The sequence below is a fragment of the Pseudomonas fluorescens genome (assembly GCF_003732425.1).
Taxonomy (GTDB): Bacteria; Pseudomonadota; Gammaproteobacteria; order Pseudomonadales; family Pseudomonadaceae; genus Aquipseudomonas; species Aquipseudomonas fluorescens_BE.
Window position 1 is genome coordinate 587,551 of sequence record NZ_MOBX01000013.1, and the last position, 13,921, is coordinate 601,471.

At 56.7% G+C, this 13,921-nt stretch carries 16 protein-coding genes, 1 tRNA gene and 2 pseudogenes; 11 read left to right on the forward strand and 8 right to left on the reverse strand.

From position 1 onward, the window contains the following. Window positions 1-31: 31 nt before the first annotated feature. From BK670_RS30235 to BK670_RS13040, 4 genes are all read right to left on the reverse strand, one after another. Window positions 32-643 (reverse strand): transposase, encoded by a 612-nt coding sequence (locus BK670_RS30235; RefSeq protein ID WP_123450115.1) that lies wholly within the window; start codon window positions 641-643, stop codon window positions 32-34. Window positions 644-916: 273 nt separating this feature from the next. Further along, window positions 917-2,125, reverse strand: a complete 1,209-nt coding sequence (locus BK670_RS13030; RefSeq protein ID WP_185036785.1) for a DSD1 family PLP-dependent enzyme — start codon at window positions 2,123-2,125, stop codon at window positions 917-919. 74 nt (window positions 2,126-2,199) lie between these two features. Next, on the reverse strand, window positions 2,200-3,528 hold the full coding sequence (locus tag BK670_RS13035) for a D-arabinono-1,4-lactone oxidase (RefSeq protein ID WP_185036786.1): 1,329 nt from the start codon (window positions 3,526-3,528) through the stop codon (window positions 2,200-2,202). A gap of 76 nt (window positions 3,529-3,604) precedes the next feature. Further along, window positions 3,605-3,958: a c-type cytochrome gene (locus tag BK670_RS13040; RefSeq protein ID WP_123450118.1), complete on the reverse strand. Its 354-nt coding sequence runs from the start codon at window positions 3,956-3,958 to the stop codon at window positions 3,605-3,607. A gap of 345 nt (window positions 3,959-4,303) precedes the next feature. Between BK670_RS13040 and BK670_RS13050 the strand changes: the two genes are divergently transcribed. Continuing rightward, window positions 4,304-5,929, forward strand: coding sequence for an NADP-dependent glyceraldehyde-3-phosphate dehydrogenase (locus tag BK670_RS13050; RefSeq protein ID WP_123450119.1), 1,626 nt, complete (start codon window positions 4,304-4,306; stop codon window positions 5,927-5,929). 46 nt (window positions 5,930-5,975) lie between these two features. Continuing rightward, window positions 5,976-7,016, forward strand: coding sequence for an FUSC family protein (locus tag BK670_RS13055; RefSeq protein WP_185036787.1), 1,041 nt, complete (start codon window positions 5,976-5,978; stop codon window positions 7,014-7,016). A 3-nt stretch (window positions 7,017-7,019) separates the two neighbouring features. On the opposite strand, the gene BK670_RS13060 is transcribed toward BK670_RS13055, so the two are convergent. After that, a complete protein-coding gene (locus tag BK670_RS13060) occupies window positions 7,020-7,913 on the reverse strand; it encodes a DMT family transporter (protein WP_123450120.1) in 894 nt (297 codons plus the stop codon). A gap of 149 nt (window positions 7,914-8,062) precedes the next feature. Here BK670_RS13060 and BK670_RS13065 point away from each other — a divergent pair, with 149 nt between their 5' ends. Together BK670_RS13065 and BK670_RS13070 are read left to right on the forward strand one after the other, a co-directional pair. After that, window positions 8,063-8,500: an Lrp/AsnC family transcriptional regulator gene (locus BK670_RS13065; RefSeq protein WP_007915449.1), complete on the forward strand. Its 438-nt coding sequence runs from the start codon at window positions 8,063-8,065 to the stop codon at window positions 8,498-8,500. 57 nt (window positions 8,501-8,557) lie between these two features. Then, window positions 8,558-8,884 (forward strand): YceK/YidQ family lipoprotein, encoded by a 327-nt coding sequence (locus tag BK670_RS13070; protein ID WP_123450121.1) that lies wholly within the window; start codon window positions 8,558-8,560, stop codon window positions 8,882-8,884. 70 nt (window positions 8,885-8,954) lie between these two features. Here BK670_RS13070 and BK670_RS13075 read toward each other — a convergent pair whose 3' ends face one another. Beyond that, window positions 8,955-9,626 (reverse strand): Bax inhibitor-1/YccA family protein, encoded by a 672-nt coding sequence (locus BK670_RS13075; protein ID WP_008081508.1) that lies wholly within the window; start codon window positions 9,624-9,626, stop codon window positions 8,955-8,957. A 122-nt stretch (window positions 9,627-9,748) separates the two neighbouring features. On the opposite strand from BK670_RS13075, the gene BK670_RS13080 reads away from it, so the two are divergent. The 5 genes from BK670_RS13080 to BK670_RS13100 all read left to right on the forward strand — a co-directional run bounded on the left by BK670_RS13080 (window position 9,749) and on the right by BK670_RS13100 (window position 12,789). After that, window positions 9,749-9,836, forward strand: a tRNA-Ser gene (locus BK670_RS13080). A gap of 210 nt (window positions 9,837-10,046) precedes the next feature. Then, a complete protein-coding gene (locus tag BK670_RS13085) occupies window positions 10,047-10,256 on the forward strand; it encodes a hypothetical protein (RefSeq protein ID WP_123450122.1) in 210 nt (69 codons plus the stop codon). A gap of 83 nt (window positions 10,257-10,339) precedes the next feature. Further along, the gene (locus BK670_RS13090) at window positions 10,340-10,813 is read left to right on the forward strand and encodes a hypothetical protein (protein ID WP_259697563.1); all 474 of its coding nucleotides are present in this window, start codon (window positions 10,340-10,342) and stop codon (window positions 10,811-10,813) included. Window positions 10,814-11,038: 225 nt separating this feature from the next. Continuing rightward, the gene (locus BK670_RS13095) at window positions 11,039-12,112 is read left to right on the forward strand and encodes an acyltransferase family protein (protein ID WP_123450123.1); all 1,074 of its coding nucleotides are present in this window, start codon (window positions 11,039-11,041) and stop codon (window positions 12,110-12,112) included. A gap of 191 nt (window positions 12,113-12,303) precedes the next feature. Next, window positions 12,304-12,789 carry a hypothetical protein gene (locus BK670_RS13100; RefSeq protein ID WP_123450124.1) on the forward strand — a complete coding sequence of 162 codons (486 nt, stop codon included), beginning with the start codon at window positions 12,304-12,306 and terminating at the stop codon, window positions 12,787-12,789. Here BK670_RS13100 and BK670_RS29935 read toward each other — a convergent pair. Further along, window positions 12,767-12,916, reverse strand: a pseudogene (locus tag BK670_RS29935) (lysis protein); the annotation flags it as partial. The gene BK670_RS13100 and the pseudogene BK670_RS29935 overlap by 23 nt on opposite strands. Before the next feature lie 302 nt (window positions 12,917-13,218). On the opposite strand from BK670_RS29935, the gene BK670_RS13115 reads away from it, so the two are divergent. Both BK670_RS13115 and BK670_RS13120 read left to right on the forward strand, forming a co-directional pair. After that, complete coding sequence (locus BK670_RS13115; RefSeq protein ID WP_123450125.1) at window positions 13,219-13,464, forward strand: hypothetical protein; 246 nt, start codon at window positions 13,219-13,221, stop codon at window positions 13,462-13,464. 33 nt (window positions 13,465-13,497) lie between these two features. Then, complete coding sequence (locus BK670_RS13120) at window positions 13,498-13,689, forward strand: hypothetical protein (RefSeq protein ID WP_123450126.1); 192 nt, start codon at window positions 13,498-13,500, stop codon at window positions 13,687-13,689. A gap of 7 nt (window positions 13,690-13,696) precedes the next feature. On the opposite strand, the pseudogene BK670_RS13125 reads toward BK670_RS13120, so the two are convergent. After that, a pseudogene (locus BK670_RS13125) lies at window positions 13,697-13,903 on the reverse strand (phosphate-starvation-inducible PsiE family protein); the annotation flags it as partial. Window positions 13,904-13,921: the final 18 nt, after the last annotated feature.

The following is a 13,921-nucleotide window of genomic DNA, read 5'->3' on the forward strand; positions in this document are numbered from 1 at the left end:
TGTTGGCGTTTTGAACGCCGCGTGTATGGCGTCAATTGCTGGCTGTCGAGGCGCAGGCGTGTTTGCCCAGCCACGTGTGCAAAAGCGCGAAGTTCAAGGAGAACTCGGGCATTTGCAGCAACGCGCCGCAGAACACTTCGCCGATGATTTTTTGAATGAGCAGCACCGCGCGCGGCTCGTTGAGCAACGTGGCGATGTCGCGACTGAGGGCGTTGAAGCTCCAGACTTTCTGGTTCAGGCCCAGGCCAACGAACCAGCGGAACAGCAGGTTGTAATTGAGCTGTTCGTAGAGCTGCTGCTCGCTGGGCACCGAATACAGCAGTTGCAGGAGCAGGATGTGCATCACCGTTTGCGCGGGAATCAGCATGCCCGGCTCGGTATTGAGGTCGTGCAGGAGCTCGCGGTGGGCGTCGAGCAAGTCGTCGATTTGCGGGCGCAGCAATACCAGTGAATGGCCCGGCGGAATGTAGCTGGAGACCTCTTTCAAGGCGCCCTGCCAGTCATCCTGCGAGACGATCCAGACCCACGGCGCGCCGTAGCGATACACCGAAACCGGCTTCTTGCGCGCGGCTTCGACGATCTTCGACAGGCGTTGATCGAGTTCCTGCATGCCCACTTTCGAGTAGCGTTCCATAGTCCCCATTGCCTCACTCCCGGCGTCCCGCCTCGGCTTGTGAAAAGCGCCCCGTTGGGCCCCTCAAGCGCGTTACATAGGCATGACCGGACTGGCGATGTGCTACCGAACTTTTGTCATAAAAGCTTCATTACAGAATTGATCGGGATTAAACAGGCAACACAAAACCCTGTGGGAGCGAGCCTGCTCGCGAATTCGGTGTGCCAGTCAATTAGAAGGTGACTGACAGGACGCATTCGCGAGCAGGCTCGCTCCCACAGGGGGATTGTTGGTGGTTGGAAGTCAGGTATAGACCGGCCAGGTGTCGACGATTTTGCCGTTGCGCACGGCCAGCAGATCGCCGAATTGCAGGAGTACGGCTTCGGTCTGGGTCGGGCGCAGGAAGACTTGGTCTTCTATGGTCAAGCCGACGGCGCTGGAACCGTTGACCATTTCCTGGTTGGAACTGCGACCGTAAACACTGTTGCTTTGCAGACCGGTAGGCGATTCGAACTCGGCCATCCAGTTACCGCCATAGATGAAATAGGTCTGGCGCTGATTCTGATCCCACCAAGAGAACAGCTTCGACTTGTCATCCAGCGCCGGAATATTCACAGCTCCCGTGCTTTTCAAAACAGGCGTGGCGATGTAGGCCGCAGGCACATGCTCGCTCAGCGAAGGCAAATCATAGTGCGTCGGTTTGAGCATCGCCGTGCCCACCGAAACCTCGGTGCTGAGCTTTTCGTTTTCGTGAATGCGGTAACTCGGACTGCCAGCGGTATTGAGGCACAAACCGTCGTGCCACAACCCCGGAAACTGCTGCCGGGTGAAATCAACGCAACGCTGATAAATCACCATGACCTTGGCGAACAGCTCTTCGGGCGAACCGAGTATTCCCGGCACGCCCATGCCCACGAACGGGTCGTAGCCCATGAATCCGGCGAACTCCAGATGCTGCGGATTAGCGCTGATCAGCGTAAGCATCTGCCCCAGCACATTCACATCACTGACACCGCCGCGATGCAGGCCGACGTCCAGCTCGATGTTGATGCGCATCCGTGTGCCCAAACCCTTAGCCAGTGCAAGGTATTGCTGCAAACGCTGCGGCCCGTCGAGCAACCATTGCAGCTGCTTTGCGGGATCGAACGGACCTTTGTGGGATTGATAAAACAGCTCGGCCGAGCGCACCGGCAATGGCTTGCCCAGCAGAATGTCGGACTGCGGAAACACCTGGGCATCGTGATTGAGAAACGGCTGATGAAACGACATCAGCTTCTGCGTCCCGGCACGTTGCGCGATGTAACTCAACAAACCTGGCGACGGTAGTGATTTTTCCACCAGCCGCAGTTGCTTGCCGCCGCGCTGCACCGACTGCATCACCACGTCGATGTTGTGATCGAGCCGATCCAGATCGATCAGCAGCACCGGCCGCATCGGGCCTTTACCCTTCAACTCGTTGTTCAGCGCGCGGAAATAATCACTGTACGGCGCGCCGCGATCGCCCGGCCGCAGCCATGCCCCCACTCCCACCAGCAAAGCCCCGGCACCGAGCGTGCCGAGCAGAAAATGACGTCGATTGACGGCCATCAGCTCACCCCCAAAATCGACGACAGATGCGCATTGAGAAAGCGCCCACTCGGATCAAGCGCCTGGCGCACATCGACAAACTCGCGCCAGCGCGGATACAGCGGTTGCAGGGTTCGCGCATTCAACGTGTGCAACTTGCCCCAGTGCGGCCGGCCGTTGTATTTCCAGAAAATCGGCTCGACCGCGGCAAAAAAGTTGTGATGATCCATCTGATAATGCTGGTGCACCGAGATCGAACAGCTGTCGCGGCCCTCGAACATGCTCAGCGGAATGTCGTCAGCCTTGACGTAGCGGTACTCGATGGGAAACCAGGTGCGCAGGTCCTTGTCCCTAATCAGCTTGAGAATCTCGCGCAAACAGGCCGGGCCGTGTTCGGCAGGCACCGAGTATTCCATCTCGTTGAAGCGCACCGTGCGCACGTTGGCGTAGATGTCGAACGAGTCGCCCACGCGGTCATCGAAACTCGCCAGATGGCGCAGGCTGTTGAGCAGCGTGCGGCGCAAGTCAGGGAAGTCGCTGGCGTATTTGTCGATCTTCTCGATCAGGGTGACGAACTCGTTGCCGCCCTCCTCTTCGGGTGGAATCGGTGGCGTGGCCGGGTCATCGGTTTCGTTGAGGGCGATGGACAAGGCGTAGTCGGAATGAGTGACGACGAGCATTTCCCAGTGCTGGTTTTCGCGGGTGTTCTTGTCGAGGTCTTCGAGCAGCTCTTCGGTCTTGGCGATCCACTGGCGTTCGCGCAAGCGATAGGCCGGGCGGTTTTGCAGGCGGATTTTCGTCGCCACGCCGAGTGCACCGAGGGACACGCGGGCGGCGTTGAACACTTCGGGATGGCGCTGGCTGTCGCAGTCGAGCACCTCGCCATTGGCCGTCACCAGTTGCAGGCCGCAGACATGCGCTGAGTAGGACTGGAAGTTTTTGCCAGTGCCGTGGGTCGAGGTAGCAATGGCCCCGGCGAGGGTCTGGTAATCGATGTCGGCCATATTTTGCAGGGCCTGGCCGATGTCCTTCAGCGGCTGGCCCATGCGTGACATGGGTGTGCCGGCGGCGAATTCAGCTTGTACGGTTTTCGCGTCATGGTCGAGCAGACCGTTGAAATAGCTCAGTGACAACAGCGTGCCGTCGGTGGGTACCAATGCACTGAAGGAATGCGCTGAGCCGACCGGGCGAATCTTGCCTTGTGCCTGTTTGATGACGGCTGTCAGTTCATCGAGATTCTTCGGCGCCAGGCGCGCCGCTGGCAGGCAACTCTGCCCGCCCGACCAGTTGCGCCAGGGAATCAGCCGTGGCGCGCGCAGCAGTTGACCCAATGCCGGATGACTCGCCAACGCACTGAACGCGCCAACGATGCTTGCCCGTTGCAACAACTGACGCCGTGTCAGATCCATCGTCATGCCGGGCACCTTATTGTGGAAGCGGCTGGTCGGCCATGAAGCCGATCAATTGCAGGAATTGTTCTTCGCTGCACTCGACGCACTGGCCCATCGGCGGCATGCCGTTGTAGCCATTGATGGCGTGGTCGAGCAGCGTGTCGGTGCCTTGCTGGATGCGCGGTTCCCAGGCTTTGCGATCACCGGTGAGCGGCGCATTGGCGGCGGGGTTGGCGTGGCAGAGCTGACAACTGTTGGCGTAGATCTGCGCCAGTGCCGGGTCTTTGGGCATGGCGTTGCGGGTGGGGGCCGGGGGTTTGGGGTCTTCGCCGCAGCCAGAGAGCGTAATGGCCAACGCCAGCAGCAGAGTGAGTCGGATGGCCCGCATAACGATCCTCAAGGGTGGCATTGCTTATTGTTGTGAGCACACCTTAAGGCAGGGTTTGCAGCAGGTTGAGGGCATTGCAGGCCAGAGAGGGGGCATCCGGGGACATGACCTCCCCTGTAGGAGCTGCCGAAGGCTGCGATCTTTTGATGTTGTTTTTCAAGATCAAGATCAAAAGATCGCAACCTTCGGCAGCACCGACAGGGTTTTCGGTGTGAATGCCCGCTCTGCTCTGCGCCTTTGCGTGACATTCGGGTGACATTTGCGGGTTTAAATTCCGACGCATTCAGGCGTATAACCTGTGAAGGCTTTTTGATCTGCATACGGACATCAACACGGGGTAGCGACATGACCACAGCAAACATCCTTGGCAACCTGTTCCCTTCTGTCAGCGACATCCCGGAAAAATACCGCCTCGACGCTCAGGTCGAGCAACGCGAATACCTCGTCGACGGCCAGTTGCGCCGCTGGGACGGCCCGCTCGCCACCGTGCGCAGCCCGGTCTATCTCAAAGGTGACAATGGCGACGAGCAAGTGATCCTCGGCAGCACGCCGCTGCTCGATGCCGAGACCGCCCTCACCGCCCTCGACGCCGCCGTGCGCGCCTATGACCGTGGCCAGGGCCTGTGGCCGACCATGCGCGTGGCCGAACGCATCCAGCACGTCGAAGCCTTCCTCGGCCGCATGCGCCAGCAGCGCGACGCGGTGGTGAAATTGCTGATGTGGGAAATCGGCAAGAACCTCAAGGACTCGGAAAAAGAGTTCGACCGCACCTGCGACTACATCGTCGACACCATCAATGCGCTCAAGGAACTCGACCGCCGCTCCAGCCGTTTCGAGCTGGAACAGGACACCCTCGGCCAGATCCGCCGCGTACCACTCGGCGTCGCCCTGTGCATGGGCCCTTACAACTACCCGCTGAACGAAACCTTCACCACGCTGATTCCGGCGCTGATCATGGGCAACACCGTGGTGTTCAAACCGGCCAAGCTCGGCGTTTTGCTCATCCGTCCGTTGCTCGAAGCATTCCGTGACAGCTTCCCCACCGGCGTGATCAACGTGATCTACGGCAGCGGTCGCGAGACCGTCAGCGCACTGATGGCCAGCGGCAAGATCGACATCTTTGCGTTCATTGGCACCAACAAGGCCGCCAGTGACCTGAAGAAGTTGCACCCGAAACCGCACCGCTTGCGTGCCGCGCTGGGTCTGGATGCGAAAAACCCGGGCATCGTCTTGCCGGAAGTCGATCTCGACAATGCTGTCAGCGAAGCGGTCACCGGTTCGCTGTCGTTCAACGGTCAGCGCTGCACCGCGCTGAAAATCCTCTTCGTCCACGAAGATGTGGTCGACAGCTTCATCGAAAAATTCAACACCAAACTGGCTACGCTGAAACCCGGCATGCCATGGGACAGCGGCGTGTCGCTGACGCCGTTGCCGGAGTCGGGCAAGGTCGATTATCTGCACGGTCTGGTGGCGGATGCGCGCAGCAAGGGTGCGGAAGTGGTCAACCCGAATGGCGGCGAATCCCGCGAGTCATTCTTCTACCCGGCGGTGCTGTACCCGGTAAATCCGCAGATGCGCGTCTATCAGGAAGAACAGTTTGGCCCGGTCGTACCGATCGTGCCGTACCGTCATCTCGATACCGTGATTGATTACGTGCTGGAGTCGGACTTCGGCCAGCAGTTGAGCATCTTCGGCACCAACCCGGTGGCCGTCGGCCGATTGGTCGACACCTTCGCCAACCAGGTCGGCCGGATCAACCTCAACGCCCAGTGTCAGCGCGGCCCGGACACTTATCCGTTCAACGGCCGCAAGAACTCTGCCGAAGGCACGCTGTCGGTACACGATGCATTGCGGGTGTTTTCGATCCGCACGCTGGTGGCAACCAAATTCCAGGACAGCAACAAGGATCTGATCAGCGAGATCATTCGCGGGCGAGACTCGAGCTTCCTGACCACCGACTACATCTTCTGACGAGGGCCTTGCACTGAGTACGTTCAGCACCCACCGACTGCCACCGCTGTTGCGCCGAATCCTGCGTCCGCTGCTGGACCCGTACCGGCGCTACCGACACGCCCGATTGATCCACGCGGTGCGGGTGGCATTGGGGTTGCTGGCGACGATTTTGCTGACCACCGGCATTAACCTGCCCCACGGCGAGTGGGCGTCGGTGACCATGCTGGTGGTCATCGGCGGTTTGCAGCACCACGGCAACATCGGCAAAAAAGCCGCCGAACGCGCCACTGGCACCTTGATCGGTGCCGGTGTCGGTCTGTTGCTGGTCGCGCAGCAGGCGTGGCTCGGCATGCCGTGGCTGACCTACTTCGCGATGGCGGTAGTCTGTGGCTTCTTCTCCTATCACGCTATCGGCAAGGGCGGCTACACCGCCCTGCTCTCGGCAATCACGGTTTTCATCGTCGCCGGCCACGGCGACAACCCGATCACTGACGGGCTATGGCGCGGGGTCGATATCCTCATCGGTATTGCCTTGGCCCTGGCGTTCTCCTTCGCCTTGCCGCTGTACGCGGTGTACTCGTGGCGCTACAACCTGGCCGATGCCTTGCGCGACTGCGCTACGGTATACAGCCGAATCATCAGCGGCCAGCCGGTCAGTGCCGACGAGCATCTAAAGCTGATGAGCCGTTTAAGCGCGGTGATGGTGCAACTGCGGTCGCTGATGCCGTCGGTGTCCAAGGAAGTCAAGATCTCCATGACCGAACTCGATGCGATCCAGCGCAACCTGCGCATGTGCATCAGTACTCTGGAAATCCTCGGCAACACCCGCCCCGATGCCAACAATCCGCAAGCCATGGCGCATCTGCAATCAGCGTTGAAGGCGGAACACCGCATGATCCGCGTGCAATTGATCGGCATGGCCCGCGCCTTGAAATCCGGTGCGGCACAGCGACTCGATCGTTCGCTGGCGTTACCGGACGCAAGTCTTGATGCACCGGTCTACAGCGCGCTGGACGGCTATCGTCTGCTAACCCGGCAATTGGCGGCGAACATCACTGAGATGCGCCAGCGTCTGGCTGCAACCGCACCGCGCTGGAATATATGAGGCTTATTGCGCAGCCAGTCGACGAGCCTTGAAGCCCCAACCCTGCTGCATGCCGGCGGCCGCAAGGAGAATCGCCGCCACACCCAGCCATTGCAGAGTTTGCAGGCGATGACCGAAAGCGAACCAGTCGACGAAAATAGCGGCAATCGGGTAAATGAAAGACAGTGCGCCGGTCAGCGCCGTCGGCAGCTTTTGAATTGCACCGTACAGCAGCACATACATCAAACCGGTATGAACGATGCCCAGCGTCACCAGACTGGCCCACGCACTCGGTGCTTGCGGCAATGCGGAAAAATGCGCGAACGGCGCGAGCAACAGCACGCCGGTGCAGACCTGAATCAACGCGATCAAGTGTGGTGGCGTGCCAGTCAGGCGCTTGATGATCAGCGCCGCAATCGCATAGAGAAATGCCGCACCCAACGCCAGGGCAATCCCCGACAAATAGTCACGAGCACTCTCGCCTTGTTGGCCATGAGCACTGACAATCGCCAGCATCCCCATGAAGGAAATCGCTAGCCAGAACAGCTTTTGCACAGTGATTTTTTCGCCGAGAAACAGCGCTGCCAAGCCGACCAGCATGAACGGCTGCACGTTGTATACCGCCGTGCCAATGGCGATTGAAGCGCGCGAGTACGAGGCAAACAGCAGCACCCAGTTGCCGACAATCGCCACCCCGCTGAGCACCGCCAGCCAGAATGTCGTGCGGCTCAGAATGCCCGGCCGCAGGAAGCCGAATGCAGCGCAAATCAGCAGCAACGTACCGGCACCGAACACGCAGCGCCAAAACACCACGTCCAGCACCGCTTGCCCGGAAACCAGCACGAACCAGCCAATCGTCCCGGATATCAACATGGCAGCGGTCATTTCAAATGAGCCGCGACGGATCGGGTTGTCCATCATCAATCTCCTCAGCATTGGGTGAAAGCGTGGCAAAAGTATGCCAAGCGATCACGGCATGACTCCAGAGCAAAAGGCAGGCTAAACTGCTGATCCGCCTTTTTTATCGCGGGTGATTTACTGAAATCGCCTAATCCCGGAGTTGCCTCATGACCGACGATATCGATCAGATTCTTATCAGCGCACTCATGGAGGATTCGCGGCGCTCGCTCAAGGCGCTGGCTCAGATCAGCGGATTGTCGTCGCCGAGCGTGGCCGAGCGTTTGCGCAGGCTGGAGGAACGCGGCGTGCTCAAGGGCTACACCGTGGAAATCGACCCGAAATGCTTTGGCTATCAATTACAGGCCATCGTCCGGGTACGGCCGCTGCCGGGGCAGTTGCAGGAAGTAGAGCGCCAGATCCTGTCGATTCCTGAATTTACCGAATGCGACAAGGTGACTGGTGAGGACTGCTTTATTGCCCGCCTGCACGTGCGCTCGATGGAACAGTTGGACACCCTGCTCGACCGCCTCAATACGCTGGCTGAAACCAACACGGCGATCGTCAAGAAAACCCCGGTCAAACGCCGGTTACCGCCGATGGCGTGAGTGATTTTTCTGCATGTTCGGCGTAGATTGGGTTTTTTCCGGCGAAGGATTGGCGGTATGAAAACTCAGGTAATGATGCTGGCGGCGCTGATGCTCGCCGGCTGCGGGACGGTGCAGACGGTCGTAAACAGCGATCAGGACGCTGCGGCCTATCTGAAAGAGAAGAAATCCTACTGCGGGGCCGTTCCACGAATCTACAGTGGCGTGACCTATGATTTCTGCCTGCTGCATGCAGAGCGACCCGATGATGTCGATGCATTCAATTACGACAATGCGACACCCGGGTTGCTGGTTGACGCTGCTGCGTCCGGAGTGCTCGACACGCTGTTCCTGCCATATACGATTTATAAACAACACGCCGATGGCAGCATCATCGTCAATTGATCATTCGTTGCCCTTTTCGCAGACAACAAAAAACCCGCCTAAGCGGGTTTTTTGTTGTCTGCAGCTGCAATCAGTCGTCGCGGCTCATGATGCCAAAGATCTGCAACAAGCTGATGAACAGGTTGTAGATCGACACATACAGGCTGATGGTCGCCATGATGTAGTTACGCTCACCGCCGTGGATGATCGCGCTGGTCTGGAACAGAATGCACACCGACGAGAACAGCACGAAACCTGCGCTGATCGCCAGTTGCAGGCCGCTGATCTGGAAGAAGAAGCTCGCCAGCGTTGCACCCAGCAACACGAAGAAACCAGCGGTGATGAAACCACCGAGGAAGCTCATGTCCTTGCGGGTGATCAGCACATAGGCCGACAGACCACCGAACACCAGTGCGGTCATCGCGAACGCGGAGCTGACCACTTCAGCACCGCCCTGCATACCCAGGTAACGGTTGAGGATCGGGCCGAGCAGGAAACCCATGAAACCGGTCAGCGCAAAAGCGGACACCAGGCCCCACGCGGAATCACGCAGCTTGTTGGTGAGGAAAAACAGCCCGTAGAAGCCGATCAGCACCACGAAAATGTTCGGGTAGCCAACCCGCATCTGCTGAGCGACAAAAGCCATGACGCCGCTGAATGCGAGGGTCAGAGCCAGTAGGCCGTAAGTGTTGCGCAGGACGCGGCTAACCTCTAGCTGCTCAGCCTGCACGCTGTTATTAACTGCGTAATCCTGTTCGCGCATGGCGACACTCCTGTTGGTTTGAAACGTTCAGTCGCAAAGATCATAACAGACGCTCTGTAACAAGCCATGCAGAGAGTTTGACAGTGTGTTTCATTCAGGTATTATGGCGCCCGCAACGCAACGGAGGTGTGGCCGAGTGGTTTAAGGCAACGGTCTTGAAAACCGTCGACTGTAACAGGTCCATGAGTTCGAATCCCATCGCCTCCGCCATATTTGATACGACAAAGCCCTGATTATTCGGGGCTTTGTCGTTTCTGGCGTCCTGAAAAATTTCCGCTTAGCCGAATGCGTTCCATAACTTTTTTGGACGCGTTCCATAACTCGACCGGGTTTTCCCCTCTCCGGCGTCCTGCCAATCGTTAAAACACTCTTCATGTAACACGGTGCTGCGCTGGTTCCTTGACTGCCAAGGAAACCAAAATGCCCAACTCCGACCTCCTCCCTTCCCTGCTTTTCAAGATCAACGAAAACCAGCTCGCGCTCGAAGCCGCCATCATGGGGCTATCCAATTGGGTCGAGCAGCGCGGATCGGCCGATGTGGCCGAAAATGTCCGTGGCGCCCTCTGGGCAATCGACAAGAACGAAGAGTTCATCAAGATGACCTTGGCAGTTTTAATGACGCCCGACTGACAGTTCGTCGCGTAACCCTCGCCTGCCTGTCTCGCCCAGATTACTGTACAGAAATACAGCTCTTGTACAGCGAACGCCGCAGCATGAATTTCGACCAGGCAAAAACCCTCCGGCTCCAGCGATGGCGCGCGACTCTCGATGACCAGGACTACCGCATGCAAAACCCGGAGGGCCACAGGGAAACGATTCATGAGATGACCGCGGCGCTCCTTGAGGAAGGTCTGATCGACCAGCTTGAGCGGTTCGACATGAACGATATGGCAGACGCTGCTTATTGGCATGCCGTCGAGGAGCTACAGAACTCAACCGGCCTTTACTGCGGCGCGTCAACGTATGACGTCGTGCAGATCGAAAACGGAAGCCTGCTGGGCACTATCAGCAGATCAATCTTCAACTTCGCGAATGATGAGCCGCGTGGTGCGTCGTTCGCCTACGACGGCAAGGTCTACTCCCACGTGGAAGGGGTGCGGCTGACCCTGGGACTTTCCCGAAAGATTGGGCGTATTTCAGGTCTGGTGCTGGAAATGAATGGTCGCCGATATCAGTACATGTCCTGAATGCCTCGACCGCGTTGGTGCGCGGAAGGACTGCCCGACCTGTGCAGGAAAAGGTTTTGTGACGAAGCCTGCGCCGCCGGTTTACGCTGAGCATGCCGAATGGCCCGATCAACTCGACCGCGGCAGCCCCCTCTTGACCGTCCTGGCCGCCAGCCACACTAACGCTCGACATGTACGCACTGGAAATATAAAGTATAGAAAATATGTCCTTGAAAAAGAAAAAGTATGGGCTTGATTCGGTTGTATCTAGCAGTATCTGTATTAATTTTCCATTACCAGGTGAAGACTGAGTCATTAACGTTTATAAATAGCCTGTTTATTAATTCACATATAGCAATCAATACATTTTTCTTAATGTCTGGATTTTATATATCACTAGGCCTGAACAATCGCTACAAAGATCCAAACCAAAACATCACTTTTTACATTGGTCGAGCGCTCAGATTATGGCCAACCTACTTAATATCACTTCTACTGCTTATTCCAACAGGAAAACTACAAGCAGTTGCGCAATGGATACTTGAACTCCCAGCCACACTAAAGTACTTAGCGATATTCTCAAATATAACCATGATAGGAAATGATCTGCTGGTTCATTTGAGCGCTGTAGATGGCCGAACAGTTTTTTCAGAGTACGGTATAGACCCTGATCACAACGGATCTTCGTACATACTAAACTTCCCTTCCTGGTCACTCTCCGTAGAGATTATGTTTTATATAGCGGCACCATTCATAGTGAGAAGCCTTAGGACATCGCTTATGATTTTGACGCTGAGCATAGTATCTTGCATCTACGTTAAGTATATTAATCCAGACATTACGACTCTATTCAGGACTGATTTGTACTACCCAAATATATTTATATACTTCGGCCTTGGCATCCTGGGATATCGATTAAGCGAGACTGCTAAAATCAAACCAGCACTCGACACAATAAAAACTTTCACACCTTTTTATTTATTGTCCGCTCTTGCACTGCCAAACAATTATAGCTGGCTTTACATAGGTCTATCACTTGCTATTCCAACGCTGTTCGAGCTAACAAAGAAAAACAATTTTGATAAATTTTTAGGCGATCTGTCATATCCAATTTATATTTTGCACATGCCCATAGCACTTCTCATTGTTTGGGCGCTTGACATACAGCATGCGCCTACCTTTTGGTTACTGTTCTGTGTCCTGTTCGCATCGGCACTTATAGTGCTATTTGTTGAGCGACCGATTGATCGATTTAGATATCATTTTTTCAAAGTCAATCGCCCCCCGTTGCGCCATGAGCACGACATTTCTCGCACCTAGTCCTGACACGCCTGCAGCGAGATCACTCCACGGCCACCGGTGTCGGCGTTCCAAGTGGTTATGGAAAGTCTCAAAGACCATGACTATTCTATCGTTCTGGAAACGGAACGATCGTACGGTTCGATGCCGGCGTTCGGATTTTAAACAATGATGGATCGGCACGTCGCTTAAGCCAAATAGGAAGGTTTTTAATGCGTATTACCGTTAGTAAAACACTGATTGCCGCAATGGAGGCAGCAGCGAACGCTCGAGCAGAGAAGGATGAAGCCTTCGAAGAACTCCCGGATTCCGAAACCATAAGGAACGACCCTGGGCGATATTTAAATGCGAGGGTCGCTCACCAGAAAGCTAAAAGCACATATGACGAAAAGGTTCGAGACTTGGGCGTTATCGTGCTTCAGACCTCAAAACCCGCTTTTGACAATGCTGAAGCGATACACGCGATCAGGCACGAAATGTTGGAGGTTTTCAATGAGACATCCAAAGGGGCTATCAATAAACGGAAGCTCTTTGTCTACGGCTTCATCAGAGCAATGTATACCGCAAGCTTATGCGGATGTCAGAAGAAGTGGCATGCCTTCGAGAAACCGAAAGGCTTGCAGATGAGGCATGCCTCCTGCTTGATTCAGAAAGCCTCAATTCCCCGAAGCTCTCTCATTCCGATGCGCCACTACTAGCCCGAATGTAATCTTGGCAAGCCTGCAAGGCAATCAGTCCCCGGTCGCCGGTGTCGGTGATGGCGATAATTCGTTGAGCATGCACTGGGTCAAGTCGGGCGCGTACGGCTGCATGATCCACGGCGCCGAGTACATCAAGTCGCTGGAGATCTCGCCGGAGGTATCTACAAGGTCGAGCGCCTGACCGATGCGATCGAGCATTACTACCTGGAGCTGCGCAACAGCGCGAACCCGAACCATCTGGTGGCGTCAGGCTGAATCGCCATCCCCGGAGAAATATCGATGAACGAAGCACAAGCCGCGAAGCTGTTCTACGCCGCCGGCGCTTGGCATCAGGTGAAGGTCGCAGCGTGAAACGTTCCAGCCCCCCACAACGCAAACGACAGACTTGGCTGAACTTGCCGGCCAGCGGAATTGAAGAGGTAGGCCATGGCCAAGAGCAATGCAGATCGCTCAACGAAAGCCGCGGCGAAGAGGAAGGAGCGCGGCGAAGAGGAAATCAGGCTGCACTGCCTGTCCGGTACACGCCCAGCGCTTGCTGAGCTGATGGCCTGGAGCGGCATCGAAGAACAGGGCGGGGCGATTACGCTGATGATTCACCACCTGCATGGCCGGGCGTGCCCCGGCATAGGACGCCCCATGCGTCAGCTCGTACCCGCCCGAGTTCATCGCTGAATACAAAGCGCGCTGGCATCCCGAGCCCAAGCCATGAACCGCATGGTCAGCGTCCGCACCGAGGAACTGACCGGCCTGGCGCTGGATTCGGCAATTAACGCGATCGAGGGTGATCAGCAGCCCGGCACCGGGCAGTTGCAACTATTCGCCCTGCCCGACGCCGAGCAACTGATCACGAAGTACGGCGTCTGGGTCGATGTTGGCCATCCTCCCCCTTGGATGTAGTCATCGAATCCAGAATCACGAATTTGCGACTGAGCGCCAACAGAGCGATCAACAGAACCGCTTTCACCTGGACTATGCTGTTACGTCGTAGCGCTGGACGAACGATCGAATGCTGGAATTCCAGCGCAATCAGGACGGTAAAGATCGAGCCAAAAATAGCCTGGAACACTTCATGGTCGAGCGGATCGATTGCCCCCGATATCAACAGAGGGAACAGGTGTCGACAGAGCTG

What these genes read in the sequence shown, in the direction of transcription:
- BK670_RS30235 (WP_123450115.1), bottom strand. Translation starts at nt 643, where the DNA reads ATGGGGACTATGGAACGCTACTCGAAAGTGGGCATGCAGGAACTCGAT.
- BK670_RS13040 (WP_123450118.1), bottom strand. Translation starts at nt 3,958, where the DNA reads ATGCGGGCCATCCGACTCACTCTGCTGCTGGCGTTGGCCATTACGCTC.
- BK670_RS13050 (WP_123450119.1), top strand. Translation starts at nt 4,304, where the DNA reads ATGACCACAGCAAACATCCTTGGCAACCTGTTCCCTTCTGTCAGCGAC.
- BK670_RS13060 (WP_123450120.1), bottom strand. Translation starts at nt 7,913, where the DNA reads ATGGACAACCCGATCCGTCGCGGCTCATTTGAAATGACCGCTGCCATG.
- BK670_RS13065 (WP_007915449.1), top strand. Translation starts at nt 8,063, where the DNA reads ATGACCGACGATATCGATCAGATTCTTATCAGCGCACTCATGGAGGAT.
- BK670_RS13070 (WP_123450121.1), top strand. Translation starts at nt 8,558, where the DNA reads ATGAAAACTCAGGTAATGATGCTGGCGGCGCTGATGCTCGCCGGCTGC.
- BK670_RS13075 (WP_008081508.1), bottom strand. Translation starts at nt 9,626, where the DNA reads ATGCGCGAACAGGATTACGCAGTTAATAACAGCGTGCAGGCTGAGCAG.
- BK670_RS13085 (WP_123450122.1), top strand. Translation starts at nt 10,047, where the DNA reads ATGCCCAACTCCGACCTCCTCCCTTCCCTGCTTTTCAAGATCAACGAA.
- BK670_RS13090 (WP_259697563.1), top strand. Translation starts at nt 10,340, where the DNA reads ATGAATTTCGACCAGGCAAAAACCCTCCGGCTCCAGCGATGGCGCGCG.
- BK670_RS13095 (WP_123450123.1), top strand. Translation starts at nt 11,039, where the DNA reads ATGGGCTTGATTCGGTTGTATCTAGCAGTATCTGTATTAATTTTCCAT.
- BK670_RS13100 (WP_123450124.1), top strand. Translation starts at nt 12,304, where the DNA reads ATGCGTATTACCGTTAGTAAAACACTGATTGCCGCAATGGAGGCAGCA.
- BK670_RS13115 (WP_123450125.1), top strand. Translation starts at nt 13,219, where the DNA reads ATGGCCAAGAGCAATGCAGATCGCTCAACGAAAGCCGCGGCGAAGAGG.
- BK670_RS13120 (WP_123450126.1), top strand. Translation starts at nt 13,498, where the DNA reads ATGAACCGCATGGTCAGCGTCCGCACCGAGGAACTGACCGGCCTGGCG.